This is a genomic window from Streptomyces collinus, assembly GCF_031348265.1.
Taxonomy (GTDB): Bacteria; Actinomycetota; Actinomycetes; order Streptomycetales; family Streptomycetaceae; genus Streptomyces; species Streptomyces collinus.
In genome coordinates this window covers 6,074,787-6,092,635 of sequence record NZ_CP133771.1, presented here as the reverse complement: position 1 = coordinate 6,092,635, position 17,849 = coordinate 6,074,787, and the positions used below count along the sequence as shown (strand labels likewise).

Here is a 17,849-nt window from a genome sequence, read left to right as displayed (position 1 = left end):
CAGCGCCGGTGAGCGGGGCCTGATCTACGACCGGCCCTGGCGGGCCCCGGCCGGCTCCAGTTCCTTGTCCTCCTCGGCGGGCTCGTCCACGGGCTTCGCACTGCCGGGCAGCAACAGCGCCACCACCACCGTGCCGACGCCCAGGATCACGGCGCCGATCAGGCTGGTGTGCGCGACCGCGTCGGAGAAGGCGGATCCCACCGCGTCGGCCATCTGCCGCGCGCCGTCGCCGAGTTGGCCGGCCTGCGCGCGCAGTCGCTCCGCCTGCTGCGGGTCGCCGGTGTGGGCGGCCTGCTCGGTCAGCTGCCGGGCCTTGTCGCCGAGGCCCCGGGCGACGGCGTACCCGGCGCCGACGGAGTCCTGGGCCGTGGACAGGGCGTCGGCGGGGAGCTTGCTGCCGGCCGTGGCGTCCGAGAGGTGGCCGGAGTAGGACGTCGCCAGCAGCGAGCCCAGGATGGCGATGCCCAGCGAGCCGCCGAGCTCCAGCGACGTGTCGTTCACCGCGCCGCCGACGCCCAGCTCCGACTCCGGGAACGCCCCCATGATCGCGTCCGTGCAGGGCGACAGGGCGAGCCCGATCGAGAGGCCGAGGACGACCAGGGGCGCGACGAAGTCGCCGTACGACGAACCGGAGCCGACCTGGGTGAGCAGCGCCAGAGCCGCCGTGCCGCCGACCATGCCGGCCGTGACGGTCCACTTCATGCCGACCCGGGGCGTGAGGAGACCGGTGAGGGCCGCTCCGGCGAACACGGCGCCCGCCAGCGGCAGCATGCGCACGCCCGTGTCCAGGGCGTCGTAGCCGAGGACGAACTGGAGGTGCTGCGTCAGGTAGTAGAAGGCACCGAAGACCGCCAGGAAGAACAGGGCGACGGCAAGGTTGGAGCCGGCGAAGCCGCGGTCGGTGAAGCGGCGGACGTCGAGGAGCGGGCGCGGGTGGCGCAGCTCCCAGAGGACGAACGCCAGGAGCCCGGCTCCGGCGACGACCGCCGCCGTGACGGCGTTGACGCCCCAGCCGAAGTGCGGCCCTTCGATGATCATGTAGACGAGCGCGGCGATCCACACCACCGAGAGCAGTCCGCCGCCGTAGTCGATGCGCCCGCGGTCCGCGGCCCTGGACGGCGGTACGAGGACGAGCGCGCCGACGAGGCCCAGGAGCGCGACGGGGACGTTGATGAGGAACGTCGAGGACCAGCCGTGGTCCTCCAGCAGCGCTCCGGCGACCAGCGGCCCGGCCGCGATGGCGAGTCCGGCCGTGGCGGTCCACAGGGTGATGGCCTTGGCGCGTTCGGCGCGCGGGAAGGTCGCGGCGAGCAGCGACAGCGTGGCGGGCATGATCATCGCGGCGCCGGCGCCCATCACGGCCCGTGCGGCGATGACCGTCGTCGCGCTGTCGGCCAGGTAGCCGAAGACGGAGCCGCCCGCGAAGACGACCAGCCCGAGGACGAGCGCGCCGCGGCGGCTGTACTTGTCGCCTATCGCGCCGAGCAGCAGCATCAGCGCGGCGTAGGGGACGGTGTAGCCGTCGATCACCCACTGCAGGTCGGCGCTGGTCAGGCCGAGGTCCTCGGTCATGGCGGGCGCGGCGACGGTGAGGGCGGTGTTGGCCATCACGATGATCAGCAGGCTGAGGCAGAGCACGAGGAGCGCCCACCAGCGGCGTGCGTAGGGGCGGTCCATCCTCTCGGCCGGTTCGTTCATGACGAGTCGCATGGCAGGGGTTGCCTTCCTCGCTGTCTTGCACATGGGCGTGCATTTACACAACGCTGTGCAATCTACGCCGTTGCACAGCACTGTGCAAATCGCTGCGGGAAGGGGCACAATGACGACCATGACCACGGGAACCAGCCGCGCCGACGCCAACCGCCGCCGCATCCTCGACGTCGCCCTCGCCGAGTTGCTGCGTGACCCCGACGCGTCCATGGACCAGATCGCACGGGCCGCGGGCGTCGTCCGGCGGACGGTGTACGGGCACTTCCCGAGCCGTGAGGCGCTGATCAGCACACTCGTCGACGAGGCGGTCCAGGCACTGTCGGCCGCGCACGCGGCGGGCCGCGAGGATGTGCGGGAACCGGCCGAGGCGGTGGCGCGCTCGGTGCTGGCGGTGTGGGCGATCGCCGACCGCTACCGGCTGCTGGTCGCCCTCGCCCAGCGCACGGTCACCATGCAGGGCATCCGGGAGCGGCTCGCCCCGGTCCGGGAAGCGAGCATCGGGCTGCTGCAGCAAGGGCTGGACGAGAACGTCTTCAGCTCGCCGCTGCCGGCTCCGGCCCTGGCGTATGTGCACGAGCAGATGCTGTTCGCCGTGATGGAGGCCGTGAACGACGGACTGCTGGCAGCGCAAGAGGCGGGCCGCTGCGCCGCGGTCACCGTACTGACCGCGGCGGGCGTGCCCGCCTCGAAGGCCACCGGGCTGGTGGCGAAGCTGAACGTGTGAACTTCTCGATGTGTGAACCGGGCGGCTGAGCGACGGGGGGACACCCAGCCGCCCGGATTCTGTGGGGGCGGTGCGGCCGTCAGGCCTTCGCCAGCTCCTTCTCGCCGCCCTGCTCGGGCACCTCGACCTGCTCCTCGGCCGGGCCGCCGTGGGCGTCGTCGAGCAGCGTCTTCTCGTCGAAGGGCAGCTGACCGGCGAGGACCTGGTTCACCCGCTCCTTGTCGATCTCCTTGGTCCAGGTGCCGATCAGCACGGTGGCCACGGCGTTGCCGGCGAAGTTGGTCAGGGCGCGGGCCTCGCTCATGAAGCGGTCGATGCCGACGATGAGGCCGATGCCGTCCACCAGGGCCGGCTTGTGCGACTGCAGACCACCGGCCAGGGTCGCGAGACCGGCGCCGGTGACACCGGCGGCGCCCTTGGAGGCGACCAGCAGGAAGAGCAGCAGCGGGATCTGCTCGCCGATCGACATCGGGGTGCCCAGGGCGTCGGCGATGAACAGCGAGGCCATGGTCATGTAGATCATGGTGCCGTCGAGGTTGAAGGAGTAGCCGGTCGGGACGGTGATGCCGACCACCGGCTTGCTGACGCCCAGGTGCTCCATCTTCGCGATGAGCCGCGGCAGCGCGGACTCGGAGGAGGAGGTGGACAGGATCAGCAGGAACTCACGGCCGAGGTACTTGAAGAGCGTGAAGACGTTCAGGCCGGAGACGACGCGCAGCAGGATGCCGAGCACGATGAAGACGAACAGGAAGCAGGTGACGTAGAAGCCGAGCATCAGCACGGCGAGGCTCTTGAGCGCGTCCAGGCCGGCGGAGCCGGTGACGGCTGCGATGGCGCCGAAGGCACCGATCGGGGCGGCCCACATCACCATGGCGAGGATGCGGAAGACGAGCCGCTGGATGTGCTCGATACCGCGCAGGATCGGCTGGCCGGCCGAGCCCATGCCCTGGAGCGCGAAGCCGGCGAGCAGGGCGATCAGCAGGGTCTGGAGGACCGACTCGTTGGTGAAGGCGGAGATCATCGTGGTCGGGATGATGCCCAGCAGGAAGTCGGCGGTGTTCGCGCTGGCCTCGGGGTCGACCTGTGCGTGACCGGCGTCCTTGACCGCGTCGGTCATCGCAAGGCTCGAGCCCGGGTCCAGGATGTTGCCGACGACCAGGCCGATGCCCAGCGCGATCAGCGACATCACCATGAAGTAGCCGAGGGCGATACCGCCGACGGCACCGACCTTGGCGGCCTTCCGCACCGAGCCGATGCCCAGCACGATCGTGCAGAAGATGATCGGCGAGATCATCATCTTGATCAGGGCCACGAAGCCGGTTCCGATGGGCTTCAGCCCGACCGCGAAGTCGGGTGCGGCCAGACCCACCGCGATACCGGCGGCGACCGCGATGATCACCGCGATGTAGAGATAGTGCGTGCGGTCCCGCTTGGCCTTGGGTGCGGCAGGTGCCGTATCGGCTGCGCTGGTCACGGCGGCCCTCCTTGACGACGTCGTCGGCATCACCGGCGTGCGGCTCACGTCCGGGGGAAAAGGGAGCGGGGAGCTCCCGAGATGCGTTATGGGGAATGCCGTGACTATGTCCTGCTGTGTGAGCGCGGTCACCCTTCCGTTCATATAGTTCACAATCAGCCACGAGGCAGACTGACGGCATGCGTCTCTCCGTCCCCGGCCCCCGCAGTCTGGCGGGCCAGCTCTTCGCCATGCAGGCCGTCCTGATAGCGGTCGTCGTGGCCGGATACGCGCTGTTCTCCTACGTCAGCGACCGCAGCCAGGCCGAGGAGGCCGCGACGCGCCAGGCCAGGGCGGTGGCGCGGTCCGTCGCGGACTCCCCCTCCGTGCTCGCGGCGACCCGCACCGAGGACCCGTCGGCGGAGCTCCAGCCGTACGCGCTGAAGGTGATGCGGGACACCGAGGTCGACTTCATCACGATCATGGATCCGCGGGGCATCCGCTGGACGCACCCCGACCCGCAGCAGATCGGCCAGACCTTCCAGGGCCACACCGAGAAGGCGCTGCGCGGTCAGACGTTCACCGAGACCTACACGGGCACGCTCGGACCGTCGGTCCGCGCGGTCACCCCGATCCAGGACGGCCCGCGGGTGGTCGGCCTGGTCAGCGCCGGCATCAGGGTCGAGGAGATCACCCAGCGGGTGCAGGACCAGCTGACGGCCCTGCTCGGCGTCGCGGCCGGCGCGCTGGTGCTGGGCGCGGTCGGCACGTACGTCATCAACGCCCGGCTGCGCCGCCACACCCACGGCATGAACGCGTCCGAGCTGAGCCGGATGCACGACTACCACCAGGCCGCGCTGCACGCCGTGCGCGAGGGGCTGCTGATGCTGGACGGGCAGTACCGTGTGGCGCTGATCAACGACGGAGGGCGCGAATTGCTCGGCGTGGCCGGGGACGTGGTGGGCAGGTCGGTGGCGGAGCTGGGGCTGCCGGCCCCGCTGACGGGTGCCCTGCTGGCGTCGGAGCCGCGGGTGGACGAGGTGCATCTGACGGCGTCCCGGGTCCTGGTGATCAACACCTCGCCGGTGTCGGGCGGCGAGCGGCGCGGTACGGTCGTCACCCTGCGCGATGTCACCGAACTCCAGTCGCTGATGGGTGAGTTGGATTCCGAGCGGGGATTCACACAGGCGCTGCGCTCGCAGGCGCACGAGGCGGCGAACCGGCTGCACACGGTCGTCTCACTGATCGAGCTGGGCCGGGCGGAGGAAGCGGTGGAGTTCGCGACGGCCGAGCTGGAGCTGGCGCAGGCCCTGACGGACCAGGTCGTGGCGGCGGTGAGCGAGCCGGTGCTGGCGGCGCTGCTGCTGGGCAAGACGGCCCAGGCGAACGAGCGGGGCGTGGAGCTGATGGTCTCGGAGGAGAGCAGCCTGGACGACGGCCTGCTGCCCGAGTCGCTGCCGGCGCGGGACCTGGTGACGATCCTCGGCAATCTGATCGACAACGCCGTGGACGCGGCGCAGGGCAGCGTACGGGCCCGGGTGACGGTGGCGGCGTACACCAGGACGTCCGACGCCACCCCGGAGCTGGTGCTGCGGGTCTCGGACACCGGCCCGGGCGTGGACCCGGAGCACGCCGAGGCGGTCTTCCAGCGCGGCTTCTCGACGAAGCCGGCGGGCCCGGGCGGCCGGGGCCTCGGACTGGCGCTGGTACGGCAGACGAGCCAGCGGCACGGGGGCTCCCTGACGGTGACGGAGGCCGACGGGGGCGGGGCGGAGTTCGAGGTACGGCTGCCGCTGCGGGAGCCCGGAACGGCGGCCGAGGGCGTGCCCTCCGAGGTCCCGGCGGCCAGAGGCGCTGGAGGCGACGCATGACGAGCAGCGAGAAGGCCATCCGTGTCCTGGTGGTGGAGGACGACCCGGTCGCCGCCGACGCCCACGTCCTGTATGTCGGCCGGGTGCCCGGCTTCGTGGCCGTGGGCAAGGCGCACACGGGCGCGGAGGCCCGCCGGGCCCTGGACCGCACGCCGGTGGACCTGCTCCTGCTCGATCTGCACCTGCCGGACGTGCACGGGCTGCACCTGGCCCGGTCGCTGCGGGCGGCCGGTCACCACGCGGACGTGATAGCGGTGACGTCGGCGCGCGATCTGGCCGTCGTCCGCGAGGGCGTCTCGCTCGGGGTCGTCCAGTACGTCCTGAAGCCCTTCACCTTCGCGACCCTGCGCGACCGCCTCGTGCGCTACGCCGAGTTCCACGCGGCGGTCGGCGAGGCGAGCGGCCAGGACGAGGTGGACCGGGCACTCGCGGCCCTGCGTGCACCGGGCCCGGCCGCGCTGCCCAAGGGGCTGAGCGCTCCGACGCTGGAGCGGGTGACGGTGGTCCTGCGCGACAGCGCGGAGGGCCTCACGGCCGCCGGGGTCGCGGAGTCCGTGGGCATCTCCCGCATCACGGCCCGCCGTTACCTGGAGCATCTGGTCGACGCGGGACGCGCGGCGCGCCGCCCGCAGTACGGCACGGTGGGCCGCCCGGAGTTGCAGTACCGCTGGGTCACGGGCCAGTGACGGCCCATCAGCCACCGGTCCCCGCATTTCCGCTCCCGCTTCAACCGCCCGTTCCTGCCGACGATCCTCTTCGCCACGAGCCTGCCCATCACCGCGATCATGGTGGTGATCCTCCTGTACGTACTGATCGCACGGCGGCTGGGAGGGGGCTTCGCCCTGGGCGGGGCGGTCGAGGGCTGACCGGTGGTTGCCCCCGCGCGGGCCGGGCCGTGGTTCAGTCCGGCGTGCCCTCCGGGAGCACGCCCGCCCGGAACGGCTCGACCCCCTCCTGCCTCCGCACCCGCGTCGGCTCGATCAGGAGCATCACCCGGCACTCGCCCGGCAGCAGCCACGGGTAGCGGTCCTCGCCGAGGTACTTGCGCGCCAGCCGGTCCATCGACCGCTCCGCCGCCTCCCCCTCCACGAACCGCACGACCTTCCCTCGGATCTCGGCGCGGTCGTAGGGGTTCGCGGGGTCGTGGTGCGACAGCGAAACGTACGGATTGCGCCGCAGGTTCTCCTCCTTCACCCGCCCCATCGAGGTGTTGACCATGACGTACTCCCCTTCGATGTCCGCCCACATGGGCGACACCTGAGGCGCCCCGTCCGCCCCCACCGTCGCGAGATGCCAGAAGTTCGGCGCGAGGAGCCGCTCGCGCATATGCCCGTTGAGCTTGCCGTTCATGTGCGTCACTGCCTTTCCGGGCCCGCGATCACCGGACCCGGCGCCATCCTCGCCCCGCTTCCGCCCCGGCCGGAAGACGATCTTCAGCCCTGGTCGAACCCGCCGGTAGCCGTAGGTTCCTACAATCCGTGATCCTGGCCGAACAGACCGTAGTCAGCCCACCCCCGCCGCCCTAGCTTGTGGGCCGTGCGCCGACCTTCAGCCCGCCCCAGCCACTCCCCTCCCTCTCCCCCGGCCCCGTCCGCCCCCACGACCCCGCCCTTCAACGCCCCCGCCGCCCGCCGGCTGCGCGCAGCTCTCGGGATGGCACCCGAGCACGTCGCCTACGGCATGCGGGTCTCGTACGGGCATCCCCACATCACCCCGGACCACGTGATGGCCTGGGAGCGCGGGGCCGCCGCCCCGACCGGTTCCGAACTCACCGCACTCGCGGGCGTGCTGTGGTGCTCGCCCGCCGAACTCATCGGCAGACCGCGCACCCTGCGCGAACACCGCATCGCCCGCTGCCTCGCCCCGGAGGACGTGGCCCGGGCCGTGGGGCACGAGGTGCAGGCTTACCTGCGCATGGAGGAGACCGACACCTGGCGCGGCACGGACCGCCAGTCCGCCGCCCTCGCCGATCTGCTCGGGCTCGGCCTGCCCGACTTCGTCGCCGTCACGGGCCGGGACGCCAAGCTCGGCGACCTGCTGCGCAGCGCCGCCACCACCCGCTGGCAGGCCTACGTCCGCCCGGTGGCCAGACTCGTGCCCCTGGACCGGCGGTTCCTGGAGGAGGCCTTGCAGGGCCTGCACGAGGACTACCAGGGGCACATGGCCGCGACCCTGAGCTGGGGCGGCGGCAGCGGTGACGCGGGCGGTGCCGGCCAGGACTTCCTCGACCGGATCGTGGAGCACTTCTGGACGAAGCTCCAGGACGACACCGGCCTGGAGGCCGGCTAGAGGACAGAGTCTTGGAGGACCGGGTCCTAGAAGACCGACTCCGCCTCGTCCATCCGGTCCTTCGGCACCGTCTTCAGCTCGGTCACGGCCTCCGCCAGCGGGACCATCACGATGTCCGTCCCGCGCAGGGCCGTCATCCTGCCGAACCGTCCCTGATGCGCCGCCTCCACCGCGTGCCAGCCGAAGCGCGTGGCGAGCACCCGGTCATAGGCGGTCGGCACGCCGCCGCGCTGGATGTGGCCGAGGATGACCGGCTTGGCCTCCTTGCCGAGGCGCCGCTCCAGCTCGTGGGCGAGGGCGGCACCGATGCCCTGGAAGCGCTCGTGGCCGAACTTGTCTATGGCGCCCTTGCCGTAGTCCATGGTGCCGTCGGCGGGGTGGGCGCCCTCGGCGACGCAGACCACGGCGAACTTCTTGCCGCGGGAGAACCGCTCCTCGACCATCTTCACGAGGTCGGCGGGGTCGAACGCCCGCTCCGGCAGGCAGATGCCGTGCGCACCGGCCGCCATGCCGGACTCCAGGGCGATCCAGCCGGCGTGGCGGCCCATGACCTCCACCACCATCACCCGCTGATGGGACTCGGCGGTGGTCTTCAGCCGGTCCATCGCCTCTGTGGCGACGCCCACCGCGGTGTCGAAGCCGAAGGTGCGGTCCGTGGAGGAGATGTCGTTGTCGATCGTCTTCGGGACCCCCACGACGGGCAGGCCCGCGTCGCTCAGCATGCGCGCGGCCGTCAGCGTGCCCTCGCCGCCGATCGGGATCAGCGCGTCGATGCCGAACTCGTGGATCATGTCGGAGGCGTTCTCACAGGCCTCACGGAGCCGGTCGCGCTCCAGCCGGGACGACCCGAGGATCGTGCCGCCGCGGGCGAGGATGCCGCTGACGGACTCCAGGTCGAGGGAGCGGTAGCGACCGTCGAGCAGGCCCGCGTACCCGTCCTCGAAGCCGATGACCTCGTCGCCGTAGTTGTCGACCGCCCGGTGCACGACCGACCGGATCACGGCGTTCAGGCCGGGGCAGTCGCCGCCTGCGGTGAGAACTCCGATACGCATCGTGCTGTGTCTCCTGCTCGCTGTTGACACCGGTGAGCCACTGCCGATTGTTTCACGCTCCACAGCCCGGTGCGGCACCCCGAGTCTGATGGGCGCCTTATATACCGGCAGAGGTATTGTCAAGAGGGTTCTGCTCACCTCGGTGGGCGATTTTTGTGCCCCTGGCTGGATAGCAGTGGGGCAAGAGACGTACCCCCATCCGAGACGAAACGGAGAGCGCGCGTGACCCGCAGCGTGTACGTGACCGGCATCGACCGAGGCGACGGACGCCAGGTCGTCGAACTGGGGGTCATGGAGCTCCTCACCCGGCAGGTCGACCGGGTGGGCGTGTTCCGCCCTCTGGTCCACGACGGGCCCGACCGCCTCTTCGAGCTGCTGCGTGCCCGCTACCGGCTCACCCAGGACCCGGCGACCGTCTACGGCATGGACTACCACGAGGCGTCCGCTCTCCAGGCCGAGGCCGGCACCGACGAGCTGGTCTCCGCCCTCGTCGACCGCTTCCACCTGGTCGCCCGGGACTACGACGTCGTCCTGGTCCTCGGCACCGACTACGCCGGCACCCAGCTCCCGGACGAGCTGGCGCTCAACGCCCGGCTGGCCAACGAGTTCGGCGCGTCCGTGATCCCGGTCGTCGGCGGCCGCAAGCAGACCGTCGAGTCGGTGCTCGCCGAGACGCGCAACGCCTACCGCGCCTATGACACCCTCGGCTGCGACGTCCTCGCCATGGTCGCCAACCGGGTGGCCCGCGAGGACCGCGACGAGATCGCCGGCCAGCTCGGCGCCAGGCTGCCGGTGCCCTGTTACGTCCTGCCCGACGAGCCCGCGCTGTCCGCGCCGACCGTCTCGCAGATCGGCCACGCCCTCGGCGCCAAGGTGGTGCTGGGCGACGACTCGGGGCTCGCCCGGGACGTGCTCGGCTTCGTCTTCGGCGGCGCGATGCTGCCGAACTTCCTGGGCGCCCTGACCCCGGGCTGCCTCGTGGTCACCCCGGGCGACCGCGCCGATCTGGTCGTCGGCTCCCTCGCCGCGCACAGCGCCGGCACCCCGCCGATAGCGGGTGTGCTGCTCACCCTGAACGAGGTGCCCGGCGACCACATCCTCACCCTCGCCGACCGCCTCGCCCCCGGCACCCCGGTGCTGTCGGTGGCCGGCACCAGCTTCCCCACCGCCGAGCAGCTGTTCTCCCTGGAGGGCAAGCTGAACGCCGCCACCCCGCGCAAGGCCGAGCGGGCCCTCGGCCTGTTCGAGCGCTACGCCGACACCGTCGACCTCGCGCGCCGCGTCTCCGCGCCGAGCAGCGACCGCGTCACGCCGATGATGTTCGAGCACAAGCTGCTGGAGCAGGCCCGCTCCGACCTGCGCCGGGTCGTCCTGCCCGAGGGCACCGAGGAACGCGTGCTGCACGCCGCCGAGGTGCTGCTGCGCCGGGGCGTGTGCGACCTGACCCTGCTCGGCCCGGTCGATCTGATCCGCAAGAAGGCCGCCGATCTCGGCGTCGACCTCGGCGAGTCCCAGCTGATCGACCCCGCCGCCTCCGAACTGCGCGACGCCTTCGCCGAGAAGTACGCGGCCCTGCGCGCCCACCGGGGCGTCACCGTGGAGCTGGCCTACGACGTCGTCTCGGACGTGAACTACTTCGGCACGCTGATGGTCCAGGAGGGCCTCGCCGACGGCATGGTGTCGGGCTCGGTGCACTCCACGGCCGCGACGATCCGCCCGGCCTTCGAGATCATCAAGACGAAGCCGGACGCCGACATCGTCTCGTCCGTGTTCTTCATGTGCCTGGCCGACAAGGTGCTGGTCTACGGCGACTGCGCGGTCAACCCGGACCCGAACGCCGAGCAGCTCGCCGACATCGCCATCCAGTCGGCGACCACGGCCGAGCAGTTCGGCGTGGAGCCGCGGATCGCGATGCTGTCGTACTCCACCGGCACCTCCGGTTCCGGCGCCGACGTCGACAAGGTGCGCGAGGCCACCGAGCTGGTCCGCGCGCGCCGGCCCGACCTGAAGATCGAGGGCCCGATCCAGTACGACGCCGCCGTGGAGCCGTCGGTCGCGGCGACCAAGCTGCCGGGCTCCGAGGTGGCCGGGCAGGCGAGCGTGCTGATCTTCCCCGACCTGAACACCGGCAACAACACCTACAAGGCCGTGCAGCGCTCGGCCGGCGCGATCGCCGTCGGCCCGGTGCTCCAGGGTCTGCGCAAGCCGGTCAACGACCTGTCCCGGGGCGCCATGGTCTCGGACATCGTGAACACCGTCGCCATCACGGCGATCCAGGCCCAGGCCCAGACCCCCGCCCCGTCCCCGAGCGAGAAGGCGACCGCCCAGTGAGCAGCCCGACCCGTGTCCTCGTCCTCAACTCCGGCTCCTCGTCGGTGAAGTACCAGCTGCTCGACATGCGCGACAGCAGCCGGCTGGCGGTGGGCCTGGTCGAGCGCATCGGCGAGCAGACCTCCCGGCTGAAGCACACCCCGGCCGGGGGCGAGAGCCGGGAGCGCGGCGGTGCGATCGCGGATCACGACGCCGCCCTGAAGGCCGTGGCCGAGGAGCTCGCCAAGGACGGACTGGGCCTGGACTCGCCCGAACTGGCCGCGATCGGGCACCGGGTGGTGCACGGCGGCAAGACCTTCACCGAGCCGACCGTGATCGACGGCGCGGTGCTCGCCGAGATCGAGCGGCTCATCCCGGTGGCCCCGCTGCACAACCCGGCCAACCTCACCGGCATCCGCACGGCCCAGGTGCTGCGGCCCGACCTGCCGCAGGTCGCCGTCTTCGACACCGCGTTCCACACGACCATGCCGGAGTCGGCCGCCCGCTACGCGATCGACGTGAAGACCGCCGACGAGCACCGCGTGCGGCGCTACGGCTTCCACGGCACCTCGCACGCATATGTCTCCCGGGCCACCGCCGAGCTGCTGGGCAAGGACCCGTCCGAGACGAACGTGATCGTGCTGCACCTGGGCAACGGGGCGTCGGCGTCGGCCGTGCGGGGCGGTCGCTGCGTGGACACCTCCATGGGGCTGACGCCTTTGGAGGGGCTCGTGATGGGTACGCGCTCCGGAGACATGGACCCGGCCGTCATCTTCCATTTGATGCGTGTTGGTGGAATGTCCGCCGACGAGATCGACACTCTTCTCAACAAGAAGAGCGGTCTGATCGGTCTGTGCGGTGACAACGACATGAGGGAGATCCGCCGCCGCGTCGACGAGGGCGACGAGCAGGCGGAGCTGGCGTTCGACATCTACATTCACCGGCTGAAGAAGTACATCGGCGCCTATTACGCCGTGCTCGGGCGGGTGGACGCGGTCGCCTTCACCGCCGGTGTCGGCGAGAACGCGGCTCCCGTGCGGGCGGCCGCCCTGGCGGGCCTGGAGGAGCTGGGCCTCGCGGTGGACGGCGAGCGCAACGCCGTGCGCGGCGACGAGGCGCGGCTCATCTCGCCCGACGGCGCCCGGGTCGCGGTGGCGGTGGTGCCTACTGACGAGGAATTGGAGATCGCGACACAGACCTACGCGCTGGTAATTGGTTCGGGGAATCACACCTGAGCGGCAACCCGCCCTTTTGTATTTTCCGCCAGACGGAATATTCCGCCGGGAAACAAACCGATAGGATCGCCCCCATGCGCCGTTCGAAAATCGTCTGTACTCTCGGCCCCGCGGTCGACTCCCACGATCAGCTTGTCGCGTTGATCGAAGCCGGCATGAACGTGGCCCGCTTCAACTTCAGCCACGGCTCGCACGCCGAGCACCAGGGCCGGTACGACCGCGTCCGTGCCGCCGCCAAGGAGACCGGCCGGGCCATCGGTGTCCTCGCCGACCTCCAGGGCCCCAAGATCCGCCTGGAGACCTTCGCCGAGGGTCCCGTGGAGCTGGTGCGCGGTGACGAGTTCACCATCACCACCGAGGACGTCCCGGGCGACAAGACGATCTGCGGGACGACCTACAAGGGTCTGCCCGGCGACGTCACCAAGGGCGACCAGGTCCTCATCAACGACGGCAACGTCGAGCTGAAGGTCACCGCGGTCGAGGGCCACCGCGTGAAGACGATCGTCATCGAGGGCGGCGTCATCTCCGACCACAAGGGCATCAACCTGCCCGGCGCGGCCGTCAACGTGCCCGCTCTGTCCGAGAAGGACGTCGAGGACCTCCGTTTCGCGCTGCGCATGGGCTGCGACCTGGTCGCGCTGTCCTTCGTCCGCGACGCCAAGGACGTCCAGGACGTGCACCGCATCATGGACGAGGAGGGCCGCCGCGTCCCGGTCATCGCCAAGGTGGAGAAGCCGCAGGCGGTGCAGAACATGGAGGACGTCGTGATGGCGTTCGACGGCGTGATGGTCGCCCGTGGTGACCTCGCCGTCGAGTACCCGCTCGAGAAGGTCCCCATGGTGCAGAAGCGCCTGATCGAGCTGTGCCGGCGCAACGCCAAGCCGGTGATCGTGGCGACCCAGATGATGGAGTCGATGATCACCAACTCCCGTCCGACCCGCGCCGAGGCCTCCGACGTGGCCAACGCGATCCTGGACGGCGCCGACGCGGTCATGCTGTCCGCCGAGTCGAGCGTGGGCGCGTACCCGATCGAGACCGTGAAGACGATGTCGAAGATCGTCGCCGCGGCCGAGCAGGAGCTGATGTCCAAGGGCCTGCAGCCGCTGGTGCCGGGCAAGAAGCCGCGCACGCAGGGCGGTTCGGTGGCCCGGGCCGCGTGCGAGATCGCCGACTTCCTCGGCGGCCGGGGTCTGGTGGCCTTCACCCAGTCCGGCGACACCGCCCGCCGGCTCTCGCGCTACCGCGCGGTCCAGCCGATCATCGCCTTCACCACCGACGAGGGCACCCGCAACCAGATGGCGCTGAGCTGGGGCGTGGAGCCGCACGTCGTGCCGTTCGTGAACAGCACCGACGAGATGGTCGACCTGGTCGAGCAGGAGCTGGTGAAGCTGAACCGCTTCAACGAGGGCGACATCGTGGTCATCACGGCCGGTTCGCCCCCCGGCGTGCCCGGCACCACGAACATGGTGCGGGTCCACCACCTGGGCGAGGCCAAGGGCTGATCCGCGCAGGGCCGTGAGGGCCCTGCACGCCACCGAGGGCGCCTCCTGGGATCCAGGGGGCGCCCTCGTCCTGATGCGCTCAGTGGCTTGCGTCGGGTGTCACGCCTCGGCAGCCGCCCTAAGGACGGCATGGGCCAGGGCGTAGAAGTTCTCCCGGTAGAAGCCCAGGCGGATGTTGAACGGCTCCTCCGCGAAGAGGCCGCTGCGCTCGAGGAACAGGGTGGGTGCGGTGCACAGCGCGCTGTGCACCATGTGGAGTTCCTCCATGGTGAGGCGGAAGTCGCATGACTCCGTGCGCCGTCCGGCCAGGCGTTCCACGAGCGCGTCGACGGCCTCCCGGCCCGAGCCGACCAACAGGGTCAGCTCCGTGTCACCGTAGTCCCGTTCGCTCAGATGACTCAGCGCCTCGTACATCGCCGCCACCTGACGGGGTGTGAGCCGCACGATGAACACGTCGCCGTCGCGGGTCAGTTTCAGCTGGGTCCTCAACCTCTCCTCTTTCCCAGTGCACACACGAAGGCCGTGAGGGCCCCTGCACGCCACCGAGGGCGCCTCCTGGGTTCCAGGGGGCGCCCTCGGTGTGTGCGGCTCCCGAACGGGCTCTGAGGGGCGCTCAGTCGGTGACGAAGTTGTGCAGCCCCGGCACGTGCAGGGTCCCGCCGAACTGGCCGGCCTGCTGGACCTTCACGTTGGTGAAGTAGATCAGCGGGATGTTCAGCGGCGGCGGGTGCTCCGGGTCGAACGTGATCGGTATCAGCCCGAGCAGGTTGCCGGAGATGCTCTCCGTGTACATCACGGTGTCGCCGTCGCGGATCGTGGACGTCGAGCCCTTGGCCGCCTGCACGTGGTAGGTCTTGCCGGACTGCTTGTCCTTGACGGTCTGGTGCAGGTCACCGATGTCGGTGCCGCCCGATATGACGTACTTCAGGACCTTCTTGACGGTGCCGTTGGCGGTGCGCACCTCGACGACGCCCTTGTAGTCGGCGCCCTTCAGCGTCAGCGAACTGGCGTTGAGGAACCACGGGTCGTCGGGCAGGGGCACCTTGTTGTCGACGCCGCCCTCGGCGTCGGTGGCGGCCGGGCAGTCGTCGGGGTCCGTGCTGGCGCTCGGGGAGGGGCTCGGCGAGGCGGTGGCCTCCTTCGCCTTCTCCGCCGCGTCCTCGGCGGCCTTCTCGACGGCCTTGGTGGTGTCCTCCACCGTCTTGCCGGTGTCCTGCACCGTGTCGGACGCCTTGCCGGTGGTGTCCTTGACGGTGTCCTCGACCGTGCCGGCGGCCTCCTCGGCCGTGTCCTGCTCGGCCCCGGAGGTGTCCTCGGCCGGCTTCTCGGTGCTCTCGGTCGCCGGGGCGGACGGGGTCGGGCTGGAACTCGCCTCGTCCTTCTCCTCGCCGTTTCCGCCGTCGAAGATGCCGCCGATGGCGTCGCCGATGTCCTCCAGCACGTTGCCGCCACTCTCGGACGGCGAGGGGGACGGCGTGGCCGCCGCGTCGTCGCCGCCCGTGGCGGGCGCGCTCGTGGACGGGGTCGGCGTCGGCTCGGCCTCGTCGTCGGCACCTGAATCCGACGGGGAGGAACCGCCGTTGTTCGCGTCCGTGCCGCCCGAGGGGGACGGCTTCGGAGCCGTGTCGCCCTGGTCGTCCTTCTCGTCCGTGGCGCCTTCGCTCGCCGAGGGGGACGGCGTGGGCGAGGCGGACTCGTCGCCCTTGGAGTCCTTCTCGGAGTCCTCCAGGGCCGCCACGCAGTCCTTGTACTCGTCGGCCGTCAGGCTCTTCGACGTCGGGGCCGCCGGGGTGTCGCTGTCGGCGATGGCGAGCGTCGACGTGAAGCCCATGCCCATGAGCACCGCCGTCGGCATCGCCGCCATGGCTATCGCCTTGCCGGTCGGCCTGCTGAACCTGGTGAACAGCGGCTTCTTGGGTGCCGCGTGGCGCGGCCCGGTTCTCACACGGGACGCCCCCACATCAGCCCCGTGGGTCACCTCGTCAGCCGGCACTGTGCCTCCCGTTCGCCCCGTTGGCCGGGTTCGTTCCTGACAGATCGTTCGGCTCGTCCACCGCGTCCACGGGCCGCAGCACCGTGGTCTCGTGGTCCGTTGCCTCGGGAGTCCCGCCCGTGCCGGTGCTGGCCATGGCGGCGGACTGTCCCGCGGGACGTGCGCCCGGCGCCCATGCCACGGCCATCGCCCCGCCCACCAGGGCGAGGAGGAAGCCGATGAGGAAGCCGCCGAGGTTCGACACGGGGATGGACACCAGCGCCAGCAGGATCGCCGCGACTCCCGCGAAGACGCGGACGTGCTTCTGGAACCAGAGGCTCACGCCCAGTACGACGAGCAGCACGCCGATGATCAGGGACCCGGCACCCGCGGTGGTCGCCATCGCCAGCGTCAGGTGACCGATCTGGAGGTTCGCGTACGGGAAGTAGGCGATGGGCAGTCCACTGAGGAGGACGAACAGCCCGGCCCAGAACGGCCGCTCACCCCGCCAGGCGCGGAACTGCTGCCTCCGGACGGTGAACTGGCCGGTGGCGGCAGGAGTCTCGGCGCTCATGGAAAAACAGCTCCCTGGTACAGCGTTGCTGTGGTGGTGATGTGGGCCCCGCGTGAAGGCGCGGCCGGAAGGTGGACGGGCGGGGGCGCCACCGGCTCCCCCGCCCGTCATCGAGTGCTTAGTAGCACTCCTTGACACCCGTCGACAGCGACATCTTCAGGCCGCTGAGCTTGAAGGTTCCGGCAGTGGTCGCCCACGCCGTCTGCTTCACGTCGGTCAGGGTCGCCTTGTCGGCCTGCTGGGCGAAGCCGTACGGGTTCGCCGTCTCGCCCTTCCTCATGGCCGGACCCTTGTTGGCGTCCTTGGCGGCCACACCGATGTCGATGTTCTCGAACGTCGCGTCGGCGCTCAGGTCGGCGACATCGATGTAGAGGTTCTGCGCCTCGACCGGCTTCGCACCCTGACCCGCACGCAGGATCAGGCTGACGTTCCCGAGCACCGGAATGTTCGGGGTGACGACCGACTGGCACAGGTTCTTGATCGTCGCCTGCTTGAACGACGAGACGGCGACCGGGTGGACGGCCTTCTTGCCGTCCATCGTGTATCCCTCATCGAGGGCGCCGTACTGCGAGAAGCCCGTACCGACGAGCTGGTCGGTCGTGACCTTGAACGACTGCCCGGAGACACTGAACGACGCGGCGAGAGCGCCCTGCGCGAGGGCGACACCTATCGCAGCCGTGGCGGCGACGCTGGGCACCATGACCACAGCGAACCGCTTCCATCTGGTCCCGCCACGCACCTGGGACTCCATATTTCCTCCTTCTCGGACGTACATCTCCTGTCCTGGCTCGCCCCGATGGGCGGCTCAGCCGGGCAGGGATGGGAGAAGTGCTACGTCCTCGGGAAGGAGAGCGCCTGCACTCGGCGGCGCAACTGCGCCCGAATCACCGGCGATCACCCCCGAGCGACAACCACTGGTCGCGCCTGACACGCATCACGCACAACCCTGCTGGACAGGCTTCGCCGGGAGGGCGAAGACCCCCCTGTCCAAGAGCCGGCGCCACTGCCGCCGGCTCTGCTCGGTGGGGACCCAGGTTGTCCCGTGACCCAACCGGCTGCCGGGGTACGGGATTGGACCGAGCGTGGCCGATCGTGGTGCATTCTCGCCGCCCGCACAAGGGGGTTCGTTACTCGCTAGTAACGGCCGGATAACCGAA

General features: G+C 70.6%; 15 protein-coding genes and 1 pseudogene. 8 read left to right on the top strand and 8 right to left on the bottom strand.

The features are described from left to right. Positions 1-24: 24 nt before the first annotated feature. Positions 25-1,710, bottom strand: a complete 1,686-nt coding sequence (locus tag RFN52_RS27920) for a DHA2 family efflux MFS transporter permease subunit (protein ID WP_184850117.1) — start codon at positions 1,708-1,710, stop codon at positions 25-27. Between the two features lie 109 nt (positions 1,711-1,819). On the opposite strand from RFN52_RS27920, the gene RFN52_RS27915 reads away from it, so the two are divergent. Continuing rightward, the gene (locus RFN52_RS27915) at positions 1,820-2,434 is read left to right on the top strand and encodes a TetR/AcrR family transcriptional regulator (RefSeq protein WP_184850115.1); all 615 of its coding nucleotides are present in this window, start codon (positions 1,820-1,822) and stop codon (positions 2,432-2,434) included. A 79-nt stretch (positions 2,435-2,513) separates the two neighbouring features. Here RFN52_RS27915 and RFN52_RS27910 read toward each other — a convergent pair whose 3' ends face one another. Beyond that, positions 2,514-3,908, bottom strand: a complete 1,395-nt coding sequence (locus RFN52_RS27910) for a cation:dicarboxylate symporter family transporter (protein WP_184850113.1) — start codon at positions 3,906-3,908, stop codon at positions 2,514-2,516. Between the two features lie 179 nt (positions 3,909-4,087). On the opposite strand from RFN52_RS27910, the gene RFN52_RS27905 reads away from it, so the two are divergent. From RFN52_RS27905 to RFN52_RS40125, 3 genes and pseudogenes are all read left to right on the top strand, one after another. Further along, positions 4,088-5,758: an ATP-binding protein gene (locus RFN52_RS27905; protein ID WP_184850111.1), complete on the top strand. Its 1,671-nt coding sequence runs from the start codon at positions 4,088-4,090 to the stop codon at positions 5,756-5,758. Then, on the top strand, positions 5,755-6,444 hold the full coding sequence (locus RFN52_RS27900; protein ID WP_184850109.1) for a response regulator: 690 nt from the start codon (positions 5,755-5,757) through the stop codon (positions 6,442-6,444). Before RFN52_RS27905 ends, RFN52_RS27900 begins: the two co-directional genes overlap by 4 nt. A gap of 27 nt (positions 6,445-6,471) precedes the next feature. Continuing rightward, positions 6,472-6,573, top strand: a pseudogene (locus RFN52_RS40125) (carbohydrate ABC transporter permease); the annotation flags it as partial. An 85-nt stretch (positions 6,574-6,658) separates the two neighbouring features. On the opposite strand, the gene RFN52_RS27895 reads toward RFN52_RS40125, so the two are convergent. Then, positions 6,659-7,108 (bottom strand): PPOX class F420-dependent oxidoreductase, encoded by a 450-nt coding sequence (locus RFN52_RS27895; RefSeq protein WP_184850107.1) that lies wholly within the window; start codon positions 7,106-7,108, stop codon positions 6,659-6,661. Between the two features lie 177 nt (positions 7,109-7,285). Between RFN52_RS27895 and RFN52_RS27890 the strand changes: the two genes are divergently transcribed. After that, positions 7,286-8,047 (top strand): XRE family transcriptional regulator, encoded by a 762-nt coding sequence (locus tag RFN52_RS27890; protein ID WP_373308488.1) that lies wholly within the window; start codon positions 7,286-7,288, stop codon positions 8,045-8,047. Positions 8,048-8,073: 26 nt separating this feature from the next. Here the strand turns inward: RFN52_RS27890 and RFN52_RS27885 are convergent, their stop codons facing one another. Beyond that, a complete protein-coding gene (locus RFN52_RS27885) occupies positions 8,074-9,099 on the bottom strand; it encodes an ATP-dependent 6-phosphofructokinase (protein ID WP_184850103.1) in 1,026 nt (341 codons plus the stop codon). Positions 9,100-9,321: 222 nt separating this feature from the next. Between RFN52_RS27885 and pta the strand changes: the two genes are divergently transcribed. From pta to pyk, 3 genes are all read left to right on the top strand, one after another. Then, the gene (gene pta / locus RFN52_RS27880) at positions 9,322-11,430 is read left to right on the top strand and encodes a phosphate acetyltransferase (RefSeq protein WP_184850101.1); all 2,109 of its coding nucleotides are present in this window, start codon (positions 9,322-9,324) and stop codon (positions 11,428-11,430) included. Continuing rightward, on the top strand, positions 11,427-12,644 hold the full coding sequence (locus RFN52_RS27875; protein ID WP_184850098.1) for an acetate kinase: 1,218 nt from the start codon (positions 11,427-11,429) through the stop codon (positions 12,642-12,644). Before pta ends, RFN52_RS27875 begins: the two co-directional genes overlap by 4 nt. 74 nt (positions 12,645-12,718) lie before the next feature. Next, the gene (gene pyk / locus RFN52_RS27870; RefSeq protein WP_184560285.1) at positions 12,719-14,146 is read left to right on the top strand and encodes a pyruvate kinase; all 1,428 of its coding nucleotides are present in this window, start codon (positions 12,719-12,721) and stop codon (positions 14,144-14,146) included. A gap of 99 nt (positions 14,147-14,245) precedes the next feature. On the opposite strand, the gene RFN52_RS27865 is transcribed toward pyk, so the two are convergent. From RFN52_RS27865 to RFN52_RS27850, 4 genes are all read right to left on the bottom strand, one after another. Next, on the bottom strand, positions 14,246-14,635 hold the full coding sequence (locus RFN52_RS27865) for a hypothetical protein (RefSeq protein WP_184850096.1): 390 nt from the start codon (positions 14,633-14,635) through the stop codon (positions 14,246-14,248). Between the two features lie 124 nt (positions 14,636-14,759). Further along, positions 14,760-16,139 (bottom strand): ICP22 family protein, encoded by a 1,380-nt coding sequence (locus tag RFN52_RS27860; protein WP_184850094.1) that lies wholly within the window; start codon positions 16,137-16,139, stop codon positions 14,760-14,762. Continuing rightward, entirely contained in the window at positions 16,129-16,692 is a 564-nt protein-coding gene (locus RFN52_RS27855) for a DUF6114 domain-containing protein (RefSeq protein ID WP_184850092.1), read from the bottom strand. The genes RFN52_RS27860 and RFN52_RS27855 overlap by 11 nt, the downstream gene beginning before the upstream one ends. Before the next feature lie 118 nt (positions 16,693-16,810). Further along, on the bottom strand, positions 16,811-17,443 hold the full coding sequence (locus RFN52_RS27850; protein WP_107455404.1) for a DUF6230 family protein: 633 nt from the start codon (positions 17,441-17,443) through the stop codon (positions 16,811-16,813). Between the last annotated feature and the right edge of the window lie 406 nt (positions 17,444-17,849).

Excerpts from the sequence above, each read along its gene's own strand:
- RFN52_RS27920 (WP_184850117.1), bottom strand. The coding sequence starts at position 1,710 with ATGCGACTCGTCATGAACGAACCGGCCGAGAGGATGGACCGCCCCTAC.
- RFN52_RS27915 (WP_184850115.1), top strand. The coding sequence starts at position 1,820 with ATGACGACCATGACCACGGGAACCAGCCGCGCCGACGCCAACCGCCGC.
- RFN52_RS27885 (WP_184850103.1), bottom strand. The coding sequence starts at position 9,099 with ATGCGTATCGGAGTTCTCACCGCAGGCGGCGACTGCCCCGGCCTGAAC.
- RFN52_RS27850 (WP_107455404.1), bottom strand. The coding sequence starts at position 17,443 with ATGGAGTCCCAGGTGCGTGGCGGGACCAGATGGAAGCGGTTCGCTGTG.
- RFN52_RS27855 (WP_184850092.1), bottom strand. The coding sequence starts at position 16,692 with ATGAGCGCCGAGACTCCTGCCGCCACCGGCCAGTTCACCGTCCGGAGG.
- RFN52_RS27895 (WP_184850107.1), bottom strand. The coding sequence starts at position 7,108 with ATGAACGGCAAGCTCAACGGGCATATGCGCGAGCGGCTCCTCGCGCCG.
- RFN52_RS27905 (WP_184850111.1), top strand. The coding sequence starts at position 4,088 with ATGCGTCTCTCCGTCCCCGGCCCCCGCAGTCTGGCGGGCCAGCTCTTC.
- pyk (WP_184560285.1), top strand. The coding sequence starts at position 12,719 with ATGCGCCGTTCGAAAATCGTCTGTACTCTCGGCCCCGCGGTCGACTCC.
- RFN52_RS27900 (WP_184850109.1), top strand. The coding sequence starts at position 5,755 with ATGACGAGCAGCGAGAAGGCCATCCGTGTCCTGGTGGTGGAGGACGAC.